Below are 18480 nucleotides of genomic sequence, written 5' to 3'. Positions count from 1 at the left end.
AAATGAAGAAATTAATTTTACGGTTATTTTTATTTACTGTTTATATCCTGATATTAGGGGAAATTGTTATTCGTTTTTTTCACTTAACATCAGATATTCCAAATCGACAGATGCAAGGTACCATTCAAAAATATTTTCCGAATCAGCAGGGGTATTGGAAAGGAGGTGGACACCAATGGAAAGTTAATAGTAAAGGTTGGGTCGGAGAACTACCCGAAAATTATGATAATTTAATTACAATTGTTGGCGATTCCTTTATAGAAAATTTAATGAACCCAGATTATTGTCATCAAGGAGTTTATTTAAAAAAATATTTTGAGGATTATAATTTTTTTGAAGCAGGACGCTCAGGAGTTTCACTTATTGAGGCTATGGAAATTACTAAAAATTTAGAAGAAGAATATAAACCAAAATTACAATTGCTTTATCTAGGAGAAAGTGATTTTAAAGAAAGTATTGCCGATATCTCTAGAAAACCAAATATAACCCAAGTTGATTTAAAGGAACAAATATTACTGCCTAGTAAATTAAAAGCCCCAATTTTTAAAAAAATTCTATATAACTGGAAATTTATTTACTATATGTATATGCGTTTTCCTTTAAAACTACCTAAATTCAAAACAAAAAAAAACGCTACTCTTTCACTGGTAAAAAAAGAGGGGAAAATCATGTATTTAAAGGAATATAAAGAATTAATAGACTACCTTTCTCGGCATTACAGGTTAAAAGATATTATATTTATTTTAAGACCTGAAATAAATAAAGAAATAGTTAAACTAATGAAAAACTATTCTATTAAAACAATATTATTAAACAATCATAAGGAGGTATGGACCTTTAGCCATGATCGTCATTGGACTTGTTACGGACATGAACAAGTGGCTAAGCAAGTATCGAATTATCTAAAGAACAGTATAAACATTGTATTACCTAATTAGTAATAAGTTTTTCTAAATTAGTTTTTATAAGTTATATTATAAAATGATAAGAAAATTGCTATTATTTTTATAATAATTTGTTTAATAGGATTTAGAAATTAAACTTAGGAAAATAGATTTAAGATTCTTAATTTTTTAGTGTAGTAATGAATTTAGAAAATTTACATATTCTTGAAATCAGTAACCAATCTTTTTAGATTGTTTTTTATCTATTAATGTTAAATTTTGTTGTTAGTTGTTTTGTGAAGTATTACTTTCGCGCGGTATTTTACCTACAAAGATTAAACCACCTAAATTTATCTTATGGACGATCAACCACTTAAGTCTTTTAAATCTTCCAAAATTTTAGTAACCGGAGCGGCTGGTTTTATAGGTTCTCATCTAGCTGAACGTTTAAAAAAGCAAGGATATGATGTAATAGGAGTAGATAAATTCTCTGACTATTATGATGTTTCTTTGAAGCGAAAAAATGAATCAGATCTAAATAAGTTAGGTGTCACTATTTTAGAACTTGATTTAGCAGCAGCTACTTTAACAGAAGACCTTCCTAAAGATGTTAATTACATTTTTCATTTTGCTGCCCGACCTGGAATCGCAGCAACCTCTACTTTTGAAGATTATCTGAGTAATAATGTTCTAGCTACCGAAAATTTAACAAATTATACCAAAGATTTAGAAGCCTTAGAATTATTTATAAATATTGGTACGTCATCTATTTATGGTAAGGATGTTTTTTGCGAAGAAGATACATTACCAAAACCTATATCTAATTATGGAGTAACTAAACTTGCTGCTGAACAGTTGGCATTGTCCAAAGCCAGATTGGGATACTTTAAAGCATGTTCTTTAAGACTTTATTCTGTATACGGATCTAGAGAAAGGCCAGATAAGATGTTTAGTCAATTAATAGAATGTGCTTTGGATAATGAACCCTTCCCCTTATTTGAAGGAAGCCTTTCTCACAGAAGAAGCTTTACACATGTTTTTGATATTATCGATGGAATTATAAATACAATAGGTAATGAATCAAAATGTAACGGAGAGGTGATTAATTTGGGAACCGCAGAAGAATATACCACTCAACAAGGGGTTGAAATGGTTGAAGAATTGGTAAATACTAAAATTTCTTTTGATATGAAACCACCTAGAACAGGGGATCAAACTAGAACAAAAGCTATTATTACTAAGGCTAAACACCTTTTAAATTATAATCCTAAAGTAACACTTAAGCAAGGTGTTCAAGAACAGTTAGATTGGATTTTAGAAAAAAGAAAGCAATAATTAATTTTAGAGGATTTTGGACAAAAGCCATATTGAACAATTAAAACAATCTCGAATTTTAGTAACTGGCGCTGCTGGTTTTATAGGTAGCAACTTATGTGAATATCTGGTTGACATAGGAAGCACCGTAGTGGCATTAGATAGTTTTGCTACCGGACATCAAAAAAATTTAAAAACGCTTGAGAGCTACAAAAATTTCAAATTTATAAAGGGGGATATACGTAATCTTGAGGATTGTCACAAATCTTGTGAAGGTATTGATTATGTCTTACATCAAGCAGCTCTAGGTTCAGTACCTAGATCAATCAATGATCCGATTACATCAAATAATGTAAATGTTGGAGGATTTTTAAACATGTTAGTGGCTTCGAGAGATGCAGGAATTAAAAAATTTGTTTATGCTGCAAGTTCTTCAACCTACGGTGATTCAAAATCACTGCCAAAGGTGGAGGATAACATTGGTAAACCCTTATCTCCCTATGCCATTACTAAGTATGTAAATGAATTGTATGCTGAGAATTTCAAAAGAACCTATAATTTAGATACTATTGGTTTACGATATTTTAATGTTTTTGGCAGAAAACAAGATCCAAACGGTGCATACGCTGCGGTTATCCCAAAATTTGTAATGCAACTTATGAAGTATGAATCCCCGGTAATTAATGGAGATGGATCCTATTCAAGGGATTTTACGTATATCGATAATGTGATTCAAATGAATATGAGGGCTATAGTTGCAGATAATGATAAAGCTCTTAATACGGTTTATAATACTGCCTTTGGGGATAGAACTACTTTATTAGAACTAGTAGAACTTCTTAAAGAATATTTATCAGTATATGATCCGAAAATTGCCAAAATTAAAATAAAACACGGGCCTGAGCGTAAGGGAGATGTTCCTCATTCGCTAGCATCAATAGATAAAGCAAAAGAACTCCTGAACTATCAACCCGAATTTGATATAAAATCAGGTTTAAAAGAAGCGGTATCCTGGTATTGGCAGAATTTAAAATAGTATAAAACTAACTTTAAAAGGAATTATTTAAGAAATGAATACTATAAAAATTGCCGTTATTGGCTTAGGTTATGTAGGGCTTCCGTTAGCCAGATTATTTGCAACTAAATTTGCCGTAATTGGTTTTGATATTAATAAGGATCGAATTCATGATTTACAATCCGGAACAGATACTACACTAGAGGTAGAAGATGAAGTGCTTCAATCCGTACTGGTAAAAGAGCCAAGTAGTGAAAACGGACTATTTTGTAGTTCAAATCTTGAAGATATAAGGAATTGTAACTATTATATTGTAACAGTACCTACTCCTGTAGATAAAAATAATCGACCTGACTTAACACCCTTATATAAGTCAAGCGAGACGGTAGGTAAAGTATTAAAAAAAGGAGATATTGTTATTTATGAATCCACCGTGTATCCTGGTGTAACTGAAGAGGAGTGTATTCCCGTTTTAGAAAATATTAGTGGATTAAAATTTAATGAAGATTTTTATGCGGGGTATTCTCCTGAGCGTATTAACCCGGGGGATAAATTACATACTGTTGAAAAAATATTAAAGGTTACTGCTGGATCAACACCGGAAATAGGAAAAAAGGTTGACGCTCTCTATGCTTCGGTTATTGAAGCGGGCACGCATCGGGCTCCGACCATAAAGGTGGCTGAAGCTGCTAAAGTTATAGAAAATTCACAGAGAGATATCAATATTGCATTTGTGAATGAATTGGCGAAAATTTTTAATGCCATGGATATTGATACGCATGCAGTATTAGAAGCTGCAGGAACTAAATGGAACTTTCTACCATTTAAACCTGGCTTAGTAGGAGGTCATTGCATAGGAGTTGATCCGTATTACCTGGCTCAAAGAGCTCAGGAATTCGGATATCATCCTGAAATTATCCTTGCTGGACGTCGTCTTAACGACAGTATGGGGCAATATGTAGCTTCTGAAATTATTAAATTAATGGTCAAAAAAGATATTCATATTAAAGGCGCCAAAGTTTTAGTTCTAGGTATAACTTTTAAAGAAAATTGTCCCGATGTTCGGAATACGAAAGCTGTAGATGTTATTTCAAATTTGGAAAGTTTTGGTACAAATGTAACCATTTACGACCCCTGGGCCAACCCGGATGAAGTGAAACATGAATATGGTCTTACTACGACCAAAAAATTACCTTCAGAAAAATATGATGCCGTAGTGCTTACCGTTAGTCATAATGAGTATTTAAAAATTGATTTTGCTTCATTATTAAATAAAAATGGAGTTCTTTATGATGTAAAAGGTATTTTAAAAGTAAAAACTGACGGAAGATTATAAATTAACTTATTTTAATTTATAAATTACTAAGTAAGCATAACCTATAGATAAGCTTAGGAATGGTTTTTAAAAAAATTCAGGAATTCATTAAAAAACCTTTTTTTCAAAGTGTTCTTATTGTAATTTCCGTGTCATTATTTACAAAAGCGATAAGTTTTTACAAAGAGTTAGAAGTAGCAAAAAACTTTGGTCTTTCTGAATTATTAGATACTTTCCTTATAGCAATGTTAATTCCTGGTTTTATAAATAACGTATTTCTAGGATCTTATAAAGGTGTTTTTATCCCAAACTACGTTTTGGAGTTAAAACAAAAAGGTAATATAAAATCTTTTCAAACTACCAGTTTTATTATTACCATAGCAATTGCTTTATTTTTTATAATTATCACTTATTTTTTTAATGGTATTTATTTAGAAAATATATTCAAAGGGCACGATGCAGAATATTATAATTTAATTAGGCAACAGTTGTATTATCTACTACCCTGTATTTTATTATGGGCGTTATCTTCTCAACTCACCGGATTATTAAACATAGATAATGATTTTTTATATTCTTCTTTAGCCTATATACTTTTGCCATTAGGAACATTATTTTCAATTTGGTTTTTAAAAGATCAATTTCCAGTAACAGTATTGGCTATTGGAATTTTAATTGGTAGTTTCGGAGTATTTATATACCTTTTCTTACTTTCGATATATAAGAAAATTCTATTTATCGGAAAACTTGACTTCAGAAGTAAGAATATAAGGATACTGATAAAACAAGTACCTGTTAAAGTTTCTTCATCGGTTTTGAATTCAAGTAATTCAGTTATTGATCAGTATTTTTCTGCACAATTAGTGGTCGGATCAGTTGCTGCGCTTAATTATGGTTTAAAAATTCCAATGTTAGTTATCGGACTTATAGGTATGTCTATGGGAAAAGTAGTTCTTCCTTATTTTTCCAAATACGCGGATAATCCCGGTCTTCTTTATGATAAATTAAAGAAAATATTATCTTTTAATTTCATCCTTTGTGTGGTTGTTGCCGCATTTTTATATATATTTTCAGAATGGATTACGAGTTTAGTTTTTGAACGTAAAGAATTTACTGCGGATGATACTGATATTGTTTATCGAGTACAGCAAATGTATATTATTCAAATACCATTTTATGTATCAGGTTTAATTATGAATAGATACCTTACTTCTATTAATAAGAATAATATTCTTTTATTAACTTCTCTAATTAGTTTGATACTTAATACGGTTTTAAATTACTTATTAATTAGTAGATTTAAAGTGTACGGCTTAGCACTAGCTACATCTATCGTTTCTCTAGTAAATACTATTTATTTATTTATCTATATCCAAAGAATTAATAGTAAATCTTATGTTTAGTATAATTACACCTACGTATAATCGTTATAATACTCTTTATCGAGTTTATGATTCCTTAAAACAACAGACTTTTAAGAACTTTCATTGGATAATAATTGATGATGCTAGTACTGATAAGACGGAAGATTTGATTCGAACCTGGATCAATGAAAATAATTTTTTTGAAATTACATACTACAAATTAAAAAAGAATAAGGGCAAACCTTTTGCTTTAAATTATGGATTTAAATACTGTAAAGAACCCATAACTATTATCGCTGATAGTGATGACTCTTTTTATTCAAATACACTAGAAGATCTTCATATATTATGGAGGGAAATAGACAAAACCATTGAAGGTAATCGTATAGCTTCCGTTTGGACTTTGACACAAAATGAAGAAGGACAAATAGAAGGAGATCTATTTCCTAAGAATTTATGGCAAGTAAATCTTAACGAACGAATTTTAGACAGAACAAAGAGAATTAAGGGCGAAAAATGGCATAGTTGGCGTACTCAAATTTTAGCTGAACACAAAATGTTTTATAACGAAAATGCCGCCTATGTTAGCGAGGGAGCTACATGGAATAGCATAAATAAAAAATATGATTTTTTATGTACTAACAAAGTTCATAGAACATATTGGTTTTCTGCAGAAGGTCTTATCCAGCAAAAAAAATCAAAGATAAAGAGAGCTAAAATTCGATATTATAGCTCTTATTATCAATTGTATACTGCAAATACTTTAGAGATATACTCTAAAAAATATTATCGTAATTTAGCTTTTGAATTTATTAAAGCTTATTTAATTTATAGAGATCAGAAATGTAGCTTATCAAGTTCAAAGCTTTTTATCTCATTTTTAAGCTTTTTAAGAATATCAATGAATAGACTATTTAAGATATGATAAGATTTATAAAATATCTTAGTCTGGGAACAATTGTATTTAATTTACCTACTTTCTTTATAATTACTTTAAGTTCAACTCTAGGTGCTATATTTAGTGCTTTAATGTTTTTCTCTTTACTGATCTATGCTATTATAGAAAAAGAAATAATAATTATTAATTTACTATTAATAGCAGGATTCGGATATTTTTTAATTTCTGGAATACAGTTTTATGTAGGTGACGAACGCGAATATTTTATAAAATTTATAAAATATTTTTGGATTATTATAATAGGTACTTCTTTAGCTGCTAGAACAAGTAAAGATGAGTTATTAGTTTTTCTTTCTATCGGTGCATTTTCTATATTTTTACATGCCATTATTTTTTCTAGTGATTACGGAAGGTACAGCGGTTTCTACCTTGATCCTAATACTGGTGGACTTATCTGTTTAATGGGATATGGATTAGCTATAAATATAGCTAATCAAAAAATTAGATTACCCCTTTTGTTCTTATTTACGTTTGCAGGAATAATTACTTTTTCAAGGACTTTTATTGTCATTTGGTTAATTATAAACTTTTTGTCTCTTCGAGTAGATTCCAAGAATTATAAGATTTTTGGTATGGGAATAGGGATTGTAATATTAATAATTTCTTTAGCTGGAATTTTAAATTTTAATACTACCCGGTTTTCTCAATTGCAAGCTATTGTAAATAATGAGCAAGTAACAAAACAAGATTTAAATAAGGGGGGTAGGACTGAAACATGGTCAAAATTTTACCCTTATTTATCAGATAAACCCTTTTTTGGTCATGGTTACAGATCTTTTCAAGGTCGCGGTTTGAATTTTGTCGGATCACATAATTCTTTTATGATGATTTACGGGGAATCTGGTATTTTTGTTTTATTACTTTTTATTTGCTTTTACCTTCATCTGTTTTATTGGGGTCTTAAATTTTTTAAGGAAAAACCTTATATCTTATTTTTAACTATTGTTCAAATATTATTTCTACTGACTAATCATAATTACTACACAAATTATTATTTGATTTTTATTTCTTTATGGTTACATATTGAAGTCAATAAACTTAAACTAGTAGGAAGTAATAATATGCAAGAGCAACCTTTAATATAATTAAATTGATATTAGTTAAGTTTTAAAAGGATCATTTATAATGAAAATAGATTTTATTATACCTTCATTAAATTCAGGCGGTGCAGAGAGAGTGTTAGTATTATTAGCTAATCATTTTATTAATTACTATGATGTAACTGTTATTACCTTTATATCAGGTGAGGCATACATTTTAAATGAAGAAATTAAAAGAGTACAATTTCATGATAATGAAAAAAATAAAAAAATCAATCATACCGTACGTAAATTAAGGTCTCTGTATTTCTATTATTCAGAATCGAGTAACAAACCTAATGTTATTATTTCTTTTTTAAAAAATACAAATCTAGTTTCTATAATAACTGCAAAATTAAGAGGTTTAAAAATTATAGTTTGTGAACATATTAACCATAGTAGAGGTGTTAGTAAACAGTCAAATTTTTTAAGAAAATATATGTATAGGTATGCAAATAAATTAACAGTGCTAACCGAATATGATATTGCATTTTATAAAAAGTATAAAGTTAATGTTACCGTTATGCCTAACCCCTGCACTTTTAATGCATACCGTGCGAATAACAGACGTCAAAAGGTGATATTAGCAATTGGTGATTTAGATAGAACCTATCATAAAGGTTTTGATAATTTGATTGAAATAGTTGAACCTGTTCTGAAGAAATATAAGGATTGGACATTAAAAATTTTAGGTGGAGGAAATTCAAATAAATTAGAAAGAATAATTGCTAAAAAACAACTACAAAATAAAATTGAACTTGTAGGCTACACAAATAAAGTACAAAATTTTATGCAAGAATCTGAAGTATTCATTTTGTCTTCTAGATATGAAGGTTTACCTATGGTACTTCTGGAAGCAATGTCACAGGGTATGGCGTGTACCGCTTACGATTGTATTACTGGTCCTTCTGACATTATAACGGATGGTTATGATGGAATCCTTATTGAAAATCAAAATCAGAAAGCAATGAGAGATTCCTTAATCCAACTTATTGAAAATCCTGATAAACGATTAGTTTTAAGAGAAAATTCAGTTAAGATTGTGGATAAGTTCTCGATTGAAGAAATTGGTCAGAAATGGGAAAAATTATTCAAAGAATTAAAATTATAATAACGCCCGGCGTAATAGTATAAAAGTTTATGAAAATTAAAATTCTTTTTATTTTACCTTCCTTAAGAGCTGGAGGTGCAGAGCGTGTTATAACTTTTCTATCCCAGCATTTAGATAAACAAAAGTTTACTTGTATTTTACTAATCATCGGCTTTAATAAAGAAGTTGCCTATGATACTTCTCAGGTCAAAACTATTTTTTTAGATAAAGAAAGAGTTTCTAGGGGAATATGGAGTATAGTTAAAATTTTAAAAAAAGAAAAACCTGATATTACTATGAGTTCTATTGGTCACTTGAATAGGATTTTAGGTCTTTTAAAAATTCTCTTCCCTTCTATGAAGTTTATTGCTAGGGAAGCTAATGTTAGTAGTGTTTTAAATAAAATTACGGAAAAGAAAAAATTAGGTTTATTTCAGCTAAGTAGTTTTTTATCAAGTTATGCTAATCAAAACTTAGACAAAATTGTTTGTCAATCTAACGATATGTTGGAAGACGTACAGTTAAAAACTGGAGCTAAAATTGATAAAACTGTTCTTATTAACAACCCAATTGTTACAGTACCGGATTTAATGGATACGGCTTATCATGTAAATTCACCATTAAAACTGATAACTGTTGGAAGATTGTGTAATCAAAAAGGTCAATTAAGAATTTTAGATATTTTACAAAAATTAAATTTCCCTTTTACCTATACGTTAATTGGTGATGGGCCGAAAAAAGAAGAGATATTTGAAAAAATTGATCAACTTAAACTTCAAGATTGTATTAAATGGATTCCATTTACTACAGAAGTTACTAAACATTTAGCAATGCATGATGTATTTATTCAAGGCTCTTATGTAGAAGGTTTTCCGAATGCTTTAATAGAAAGTTTAGTAATTGGTACTCCAGCTATTGCCTTTGACACTCCGGGGGGTACTCGTGAAATTATCTTGAATGGGATTAATGGATTTAAGGTTGAAACTAGCGATGAATTCGTAGATCAAATAAAATTATTTAAAAGTGGAGAGTTTAAGTCGTCTCGTGAAAAAGTTAGAGAATCCGTATTAAGTAGATATAGTGCTGATAAAATTATAGCTCAATATGAAAAAATGTTTTTAGAGGTAGTATCTCCTAATATTTATTGATTTATAACCTCCTTATATTATTTTCAAAACTCAAAAATGAAAATTATTCAATTTATTACAACACTAGCAGCAGGTGGAGCTGAAAAGTTAGTTGTAGATACCTCAATAAAATTTCAAAATCTAGGACATATAGTATCTTTATTAATATTAAAAAAAACGAATTCTCCCTTTGAAAAAATATTAGAAGATAATACAAATATTTCTGTACATTATTTAGGTACGAATCTAAATATATATAACCCTATACTATCTTTTAAATTAAACAAATTTTTTAAAAACTATGATATCGTGCATGTACATCTTTTTCCAACTTTATACTGGGCCGCATTATCAAAGTTTTTTAATCCGAATCGAACCTATAAACTAGTCTTTACAGAACATAATACCACTAATAAAAGAAGAAGTAATTTTATATTAAAATATCTCGATAAAATTATCTATCCTAGATATGATTTAATTATTACCATATCAAATGCTGTAGATGAGAGTTTGAAAATATATTTGAAATCATTAAATAAGCCTCCTTATATACGCAAAGTTTATAATGGTATTGATTTAGACATAATTAATAAAGCAAAGTCTTATGATAAAAGTATTATAAATATAACAGAGGTTAATACAGCCATTTTACAAGTTTCAAGTTTTACAATTCAAAAAGATCAAACGACTTTAATTCGAGCTTTTGCACTACTACCAGATTCTTATTATTTATTTTTTGCTGGAAAGGGTAAAACTATGGAAAATTGTAAAAAACTTGTCAAAGAATTAGAAATATCTGATAGAGTTGTTTTCTTAGGTGTACGAAAGGATATTCCGGAATTACTTAAAACAGTTGACATAGTTGTCCTTTCTTCTCATTTTGAAGGTTTATCTCTATCTAGTGTTGAAGGTTTAGCTTCTGGAAATCCATTCTTAGCTTCGGATGTTCCAGGTTTAACTGAGGTTGTAGAAGAAGCCGGAATTCTTTTCCCTGATCAAGATCATAAAACACTTTATGAAGCTATTATTAAACTTAGTACAAATAAAGAGTATAAAGATGAAGTTATTCAAAAGTGTTTAAAGAGAGCCTCTAGATTTGATATTAATACAATGGTTTATAATTACAACCAACTATATCTAGAAATTAAGAATTAAACGTTGTTAACTTTAGTTTCATTCCCAATTTTTGGTCCCATTCCTTTGGAATAATTGGCGCAAGACCTCCCTGATGATAAAATGTAATTTCACCAAAATATAATTTATTATTAATATCATACCAATCTATTCTTAAATAATCCGAACTAGTCGCGAGTTTCTCGGATAATTCAATCATTAACTCAAAATTGGGGGGTTTTGGATCTATTTCATCATTTCTTGTAGTGATCGTTTTTACAACCCCAGACCATATGTATGGTAAAGGTTCCCAACTATTAGAATAGGTTGTTGCTTTAAGATTGCCCTCTAACCGTCCAGAATAGACACTTGTCATTATAGCTTTACCATTAAAACAATGTACTTTATAATCATTGGGAAGCATATTATTTTTATCAAACAATAATTTTTCAACAATAATTTGAGGTTGAATATTCTGATAAGGTTTTTCTCTACAATGCCAGTAATAATTATCAGCTAAATTCCACCGAAGTGTACTTCTAATTTTATTCCAATTTAATGTAGGATCCTGTTTATTTTTAATAATTATACCACCCGAGCTATTATGAGTGGTTTTAATGATAAATGGACAATTTGGTAAATTTTTAGGAATAATATCACTTACTTTGGCTGTTCTAAATAATAAAGGAATAAGATATTTTTCCCCAATTTCTTCCTTAATATAATTTCTAACTAGGTACTTATCTACTAAACTAGTAGCTATCGGATTAGTTTCATTAATTATTAACCAATTAACCTTTTCATTTAATGTTTTAGGGTTATTTAAATTTAAATCGTAATTAAAAGTTTTTTTAAACCTCTTTTTTATTAATTTTTCAGAAGTTAAAAATTTCTTCATCGAAAAGAATTGGTAAAACTTTATAAAGGGATGAGATATATAAAACCCAAATCTACTTTCACGATAAATTCTTTTAATTAATTGTTTCATAGATCGTTATAAATAGAAAGAAATATTTATTATAAAAAAGAGATTGTTTTAAGAAGATGTAAAGGTAAGTTTTGAGTGATAAGCTTGCAATGAAAATTACATAAGTTTATAATACTCTTAATTAAACTACTTTGGTTTAATAAATAGAAAATAGTATTTAAATAAAAGGCAGATAATTAGTATTATACTTTAAATAGTGATTTATTGAAAAATAGCCTTTCTTTTTTGTTAAGTATTATTTCAATTAATTGTGAGGATTTTTATCACGGGAAACTACATAAAAAGTGCATTTTATAATTGTAATAATTTAAAGAAATTCCCTTGAACTTTTTATACTTGAATGGATATTCAAGTAAGTTCATAGTTACTAACTTTTAATTGTATCAATAATTTTAAACAATTATAGATTTTATGATTTTATTAAGTAACGGATTAATGTTTATAGCGCCTTTTAGTTATAAACTAATTTAAAACTTAGATTAAATGAAAAATTATTACTTGATTGTTTTAATCGCTTTATATGTGATCCAAGTTCATACTCAAAATGGATATGATCCAGTCTTAAAAGCATTTCCCAGCGCTTACGGAGCTGGATCGAATGCATCAGGAGGTAGAGGAGGGAATCTTATCATTGTTAATACTAATAATCCGCACGTTCCTTTAACTTTACATGAAGCTACCGCGACTACAGATAAACATTATACAGGAGGGTTATATGCCGCTTTACAATATCCGAATAAAGCTTACATTATTTTTGACCGTGCATTAGTTATAAAATTGGGGAAGGGAGGTACCAGTGGAGATTTTAAATTTGAAGGTATACCAGATGTTCGGAATAAAACTATTTTTGGTCAATCCGCTCCAAAAGGGGGTGTAAATATTACAGGAGGAACTTTTCGGTTTGATGGACGCTTCGGAGCAAATAATAATTTAGTTTTCAGATATTTGAAAAGTAGACCTATTGTAAATAAAGATAGTTTACAGCCTGTCGATGAAAAAACTAAGAATATTATTGACGATGAATGGACGTGGGCACTAAACTTGCGTGGTGGAAATAATTGTATCGTAGATCATTGTTCATTTTCTTTTGCGTTTGATAAAGCTATGGGGGCAACTATAGGTGAAGAGCATATCAAAGGAGGTCATGGACGTAGTGAAAATTTTACATTTTCTAATAATCTTGTTGCTGATTCAGATACAGGTTATTATTTTTCTGTTTATCCTAATCAAAAAGGGGATCCTGAGAAGTTCTTTGGTAACGTTTCTGTTTTTAACAACGCATCTAATGCTGTTAATCGAACACCTAATATGGCATTTTCTGGTAATGGAGAAATAATTAATAACATAGCAAATGATACGCCTAATAAAAATTCAGTAACCTTTCATAAATTAAAACTAAATCATATTGGAAATTATTATAGTCAGCAAAGGCCTATAAGAGAAGGTGTTATGAATGAAGGGTTTAACGTTATTCAAGTTGATTTGGATAGTTCACCAGGAAACCCATCTATATATTCTAATTTAAATTATTACCATGTTATTCTTAACGGATTAGAAAACGAAGATAATAGAAAAATTTGGAAAGAAAATTTAGGACCAAAATCTCCACCAGCTGATAATTCTTATTTTGTAAATTCTGCGCATAACCACGATTTTTCAAACCCTTATAATCAGGTTGATGCTTTTCAAGCTTTTAGAAATGTGATTATTTCTAAAAATGTTGGTGCCTCAAGATATATCGATGATAGAGGCTATGTTCGTTTTTACCTGGATTCTTATGATTCTTCGCAATTAACTTATATTGCTAACGATGATCCCAATTATACACCGTTAAAACCAATTAATTGGGTAATGCCTAAACTACCTCTTAGAAACGGGGAACCATATAAAAGACCTTCATATTACGACTCTGATAAAGATGGGATGGCTGATGCTTGGGAATTAAGGGTATTTAATAGTTTAGCAGAAAGTTATAATGGAGATTGTGATGGAGACGGTTATACAAATATTGAAGAATTCTATAATCAGGTAGATTATGGTAGGCATTCATTGCCATGCGATTTAGGCTGTGAGGAATACTTGTATTCAGAACAAGATGCTACTAGTATGGTTAGTGAGAATTCAAGTAAAAGTACAAATTGGAAAATTCATAATAGTATTACTTATACTATAGAGCGAGATGGTTTTAAAAGCAATTATGTGATGAAATTAAAATCTAATAAAAAAGGATATGCTTATGCTAAGTATATATTTAAAAACTTAAAACCAGATACTGAGTATTTATTATTCTTTGATGGTAAAAGTTCGGATAGCTCAGGAGTATTTCATGGATCCGGTTATGTTACTAATCATATAAATAATACCGGAGTTTCAATAACAAGTGCAGATTATAAGGAGTATCGATTACGATTCAGAACTAATAATGCAGAAACCGGAAAAAATTTAGTAAATGATACCATTTTATTTTATCCAACTTTAAATAAAATGGCTAATGAGATAATTTGGATTGATAATTTAAAGATACAAGCTATTACTAATTATTATAATACTGTGGATCCAACAAGTTCTTTACAAGAAAATGAATCTAATAATTTATCGAATTGGTATACTAGAGATAATGCTACTCATATTTCTATAACTACAGAAAGTACCGTTGGTAATTATGCGGTTAGATTAGAGGCTATAAGAAAGGCTCATGGATACTACATGTTAAATTTTAAAAATTTACTTCCTAATACTAAATATACTTTGTTTTTTGATGGTAAAAGTTTGAATGCAGAAGGTGCCGGACCTGGTAGCGGATACGTAGCTGAAAGTATAGATATAAGAGGGAAAGGTGTTAATAGTATGAACTATCAAAATTTCAATTTTGACTTTACTACTGACATTAATGCTACGTCAAAAGAGATACGATTTTATCCAACACTGGAAGTAGCAGCTGGAGAAAAATTATTTATTGATAATATTCGTATTGTTAAGTCTTGTAATTTTCCACTTTCAGATAAATCAAATACTACTGCCGGAAATAAACTTAACTCTATAAAACACTTCAAGATTTATCCTAATCCTTCAGAAAATAAACTCAATATTCAATTATATACTTTTCCAACAAATAATCGTGATATATATCATTTACAAATTTTTGATCTACAAGGTAGGGTTTTAGAAGATAAAAAGAACATCAGTATAACAAATAATAAAACTTCTGTTGATATTTCTAAGTTACCTACAGGAACCTACTTTATTAAATTTAATAGTGAAGTACAAACTTTTATCAAAAATTAGTTTTCTATTGGTTACACCATTGAAGTGAAAGTGTCTCAATACCTAATCGACCTTTCTAAGAATTGAGTATTTGATAACCATTCACGGATAGGAGTCCGAGAAAAAACAACAAAAAAAGCCGTTTCATTGAGTTATGAGACGGCTTCACTTTATATTGTTCTTAATAGTAAATGATATTCATTTAAAAGTTCTTCCCAGATAAATTGTTGTTCATAAGAATCAACTATAATTTTTCTATAAATATCAGTGTTATTTATAATTTCTAATTTGTTATCTAAAACTTTTTCCATCGCATTTTGTAATGAATGACTGTCTTTTACGGGAATAATATATCCATTTTTGCTTTCTTTAATAATTTCATTACATCCATTAATATTACTTACAATACTAAAAATACCCATAGCTCCGGCTTGCATTACTACATTTGGAAATCCTTCACGGTAACTGGGAAAAGTTAACACATGGGCAATAGACAGGTATGGACGAACGTCTTTCTGCCAACCAACTAGAAGGATGTTAGAATTTAATTCGATTTCTTTTTGAGTAGAGGAGGGTATTGGATCCAAATCCGGTTCGAAAGTACCTACAATAAGTAATTTTGAAGGTTGATTTTGTTTTATATTTTTGAATGCTTCTACCAATTCCTTAATTCCTTTATCTCCAGTAATCCTTCCTAAATAGATAAAAACAAAATCGTCTTCTGAAATATCAAGTTGCTTTTTAAGACTCTTTCTATCATCATTAGAAATAGAATTAGGTGAAAAATAAGTGGTATCAATACCATTAGAACTTCCCCTTCCAATAACTTTTAATTTACTAGGTTTAGTAAATTGCGCTGCTATTATAATATCTTTCAGTCCAAAGGAATTCGGATATATTTTTGTCGCACAACCATAAGTAACTTTTTCTACCGTATCCAATAGAGTGCGTTTAAATCCTGTTGTAACTAACAAAGGTAAGCCGGCTATGGTATGAAGCCTTTGCGGGACTCCTGCAAGTTTTGCTGCTATCATAGCAACAGTACCAGCTTTAGGCGTGTGACTATGTACTATATCTGGTTTCTCTTTTCTAAAAATTCTATAAAGTTGATAAACTGCTTTTAAATCCTGAATCGGAGTGATCTTTCTAGTCATTTCTACTGAATAAACCTCCACATCTTCATTGATAGCTACATTACTAATACCAGAGGTTGATGTAACTGAATCTTTTCTGCTAGATATAGCTATAACTTCAAAATGTTTACTCATAAACCTTAGCTGTCCTTTTAAAAGTTTATTAAGTGAACCAGGTACTGTAGTTACTCGAATAATTTTATTTGTCATAAATATAATTCATAGAATTCTGAGGTCTTAGTAACCTTTTTAGTTGTAATACTAATAAAGCTTGTTACAAATGCACAAATATATTCATTTTACATATTATGTATGATTTATACATATTGAAGTTGTTTAAACTTTCCTTAATTGGCTGCAAAATGTTCTTTTTCACTTACTTTTTATCATTTTTAAGTTCCGTAGCTACGGCTATGCAACTGAAAAATGATTTCAATTAAGCAAAAAATACCTATTTTTCGCTTCAATCAGAAAAGTTTAAACCACTTCATTATCAAAATTTTATATTTGTAAAAAGTTATAACCTGTTAATTTTAACACTTATTATTCTTGAGAACAGTTTATTTTTGAAACGCATTCAACCGGACTTACAAACGGATTTATTAAAGTAGAACTATGTTTACTTACTTTTAAATTTTAATAGTTACTTGATAGGTTGTCTTAGCCCCACCAGTAAAAAATACTTCTGTTTAATAGTATTCTTAGTAAAGTTCTTTATAACCTGGAGCTATATGCATATGTATAGTCTGCAATATCAAAACAGGAAATATTTTTGTTTATTCTATTCAACTTTTATCTTCCAATAATTCTTCAATTATGTTGTGAACTTTTTTAGTTATTACATATAAAGAAGCTATCCAATTTTAAAGAATATGATTAATGTATCCCTTAGTAGGATTATCTTTTTTAATAATTTTTGCAGGGTTTCCAATAACTATAGAATGCTCGGGAATATTCATATTTACATAAGCATTAGGAGCAATTATTACATCAGAACCAATTGATATTTTACCTACGATAACTGCTCCTGTTCCAATCCATACCTGGTTACCAATAGTTGGACTTCCCTGTAGTTTACCTCTACTAGCGCGACCAATGGTTACCGTATGTGCTATATTACAATAATTACCAATGGTTACCTGTTCATTTATGACAACGGTACCAAAATGACCTAGGAATAAACCCTTCCCAATTTTTGTATTAGGTGGAATTTGAAAACCAAATTTATACCCTAATCTTCTATGAATAAATCGATATAGTAGACCTAGAACTGATAGTTTTTTATATTGCGAAGCTTTTCGAAGAAAATACGTGTATCTAAAACCAGGTATAAGTAAACCCTTTAAGATTGAGGTATGTTGCTTATATCTATAGAGATCAGTTTTTATTATTTGTTTCATAATTTAATTAATGAACTATGGATTGTTATTCTTAAACATATGACTGTACTATTTTAAATAACAAATGTAAGTTTTTACGCTTAATAATTTCAAGGATAAAGTCTATAAACTATAATAAGGTTTCTTCAACTTTTAATGATAAAATAAAGATTGTCAGAAATTTGTATAGTCAAAAAAATAATCAAACTAAAATAATCTCTATGTATTCTATATGAGAAATATGTGAAAGAAATATTAATTGTATATACCTTCCTGAGTTTAGTCGTAATATATAACATATAATTCTCATAGTTGGAAAAGCTATACTTTACTTATAAGTCAAAAATAGAGGTTCACTGATCTATATACTGGTAAGAATTTTATTTCACAATATGGTACTATTTAAGCTTTTTTCACTATTATCATTATAAATAGTATCTATCTCAAATTAAGAAAA

At 29.2% G+C, this 18480-nt stretch carries 14 protein-coding genes; 11 read left to right on the top strand and 3 right to left on the bottom strand.

Going from position 1 to position 18480, the window contains the following annotated elements; genetic code table 11:
- Positions 1-2: 2 nt before the first annotated feature.
- The 10 genes from NBT05_RS15010 to NBT05_RS14965 all read left to right on the top strand — a co-directional run bounded on the left by NBT05_RS15010 (position 3) and on the right by NBT05_RS14965 (position 11301).
- Positions 3-938, top strand: coding sequence for a hypothetical protein (locus NBT05_RS15010; protein ID WP_265770689.1), 936 nt, complete (start codon positions 3-5; stop codon positions 936-938).
- Between the two features lie 303 nt (positions 939-1241).
- Complete coding sequence (locus tag NBT05_RS15005; RefSeq protein WP_265770688.1) at positions 1242-2219, top strand: NAD-dependent epimerase/dehydratase family protein; 978 nt, start codon at positions 1242-1244, stop codon at positions 2217-2219.
- A gap of 16 nt (positions 2220-2235) precedes the next feature.
- A complete protein-coding gene (locus tag NBT05_RS15000) occupies positions 2236-3234 on the top strand; it encodes an SDR family oxidoreductase (protein WP_265770687.1) in 999 nt (332 codons plus the stop codon).
- 34 nt (positions 3235-3268) lie between these two features.
- Positions 3269-4549, top strand: coding sequence for a nucleotide sugar dehydrogenase (locus NBT05_RS14995; protein ID WP_265770686.1), 1281 nt, complete (start codon positions 3269-3271; stop codon positions 4547-4549).
- A 59-nt stretch (positions 4550-4608) separates the two neighbouring features.
- Positions 4609-5931 carry a murein biosynthesis integral membrane protein MurJ gene (murJ, locus tag NBT05_RS14990; RefSeq protein WP_265770685.1) on the top strand — a complete coding sequence of 441 codons (1323 nt, stop codon included), beginning with the start codon at positions 4609-4611 and terminating at the stop codon, positions 5929-5931.
- Positions 5924-6817 (top strand): glycosyltransferase family 2 protein, encoded by an 894-nt coding sequence (locus tag NBT05_RS14985; protein WP_265770684.1) that lies wholly within the window; start codon positions 5924-5926, stop codon positions 6815-6817. Before murJ ends, NBT05_RS14985 begins: the two co-directional genes overlap by 8 nt.
- Positions 6814-7935 (top strand): O-antigen ligase family protein, encoded by a 1122-nt coding sequence (locus tag NBT05_RS14980; protein ID WP_265770683.1) that lies wholly within the window; start codon positions 6814-6816, stop codon positions 7933-7935. Before NBT05_RS14985 ends, NBT05_RS14980 begins: the two co-directional genes overlap by 4 nt.
- Before the next feature lie 40 nt (positions 7936-7975).
- Positions 7976-9040, top strand: coding sequence for a glycosyltransferase family 4 protein (locus NBT05_RS14975; protein WP_265770682.1), 1065 nt, complete (start codon positions 7976-7978; stop codon positions 9038-9040).
- 29 nt (positions 9041-9069) lie between these two features.
- Entirely contained in the window at positions 9070-10167 is a 1098-nt protein-coding gene (locus tag NBT05_RS14970; RefSeq protein ID WP_265770681.1) for a glycosyltransferase, read from the top strand.
- A 36-nt stretch (positions 10168-10203) separates the two neighbouring features.
- Positions 10204-11301 carry a glycosyltransferase gene (locus NBT05_RS14965; RefSeq protein WP_265770680.1) on the top strand — a complete coding sequence of 366 codons (1098 nt, stop codon included), beginning with the start codon at positions 10204-10206 and terminating at the stop codon, positions 11299-11301.
- On the opposite strand, the gene NBT05_RS14960 is transcribed toward NBT05_RS14965, so the two are convergent.
- Positions 11291-12247: an ATP-grasp fold amidoligase family protein gene (locus tag NBT05_RS14960; protein WP_265770679.1), complete on the bottom strand. Its 957-nt coding sequence runs from the start codon at positions 12245-12247 to the stop codon at positions 11291-11293. The two genes, NBT05_RS14965 and NBT05_RS14960, sit on opposite strands and share 11 nt — an antisense overlap.
- Positions 12248-12730: 483 nt before the next feature.
- Here NBT05_RS14960 and NBT05_RS14955 point away from each other — a divergent pair, with 483 nt between their 5' ends.
- A complete protein-coding gene (locus tag NBT05_RS14955) occupies positions 12731-15532 on the top strand; it encodes a T9SS type A sorting domain-containing protein (RefSeq protein WP_265770678.1) in 2802 nt (933 codons plus the stop codon).
- A gap of 149 nt (positions 15533-15681) precedes the next feature.
- On the opposite strand, the gene NBT05_RS14950 is transcribed toward NBT05_RS14955, so the two are convergent.
- Together NBT05_RS14950 and NBT05_RS14945 are read right to left on the bottom strand one after the other, a co-directional pair.
- Positions 15682-16854: a glycosyltransferase family 4 protein gene (locus NBT05_RS14950; protein WP_265770677.1), complete on the bottom strand. Its 1173-nt coding sequence runs from the start codon at positions 16852-16854 to the stop codon at positions 15682-15684.
- Positions 16855-17507: 653 nt separating this feature from the next.
- Entirely contained in the window at positions 17508-18044 is a 537-nt protein-coding gene (locus tag NBT05_RS14945; RefSeq protein ID WP_265770676.1) for a serine O-acetyltransferase, read from the bottom strand.
- Between the last annotated feature and the right edge of the window lie 436 nt (positions 18045-18480).

Source organism: Aquimarina sp. ERC-38 (assembly GCF_026222555.1).
In the GTDB taxonomy this organism is placed as follows: Bacteria; Bacteroidota; Bacteroidia; order Flavobacteriales; family Flavobacteriaceae; genus Aquimarina.
The sequence above is the reverse complement of the archived record's forward strand: the minus strand, read 5'-3'. Positions and strand labels throughout refer to the sequence as shown.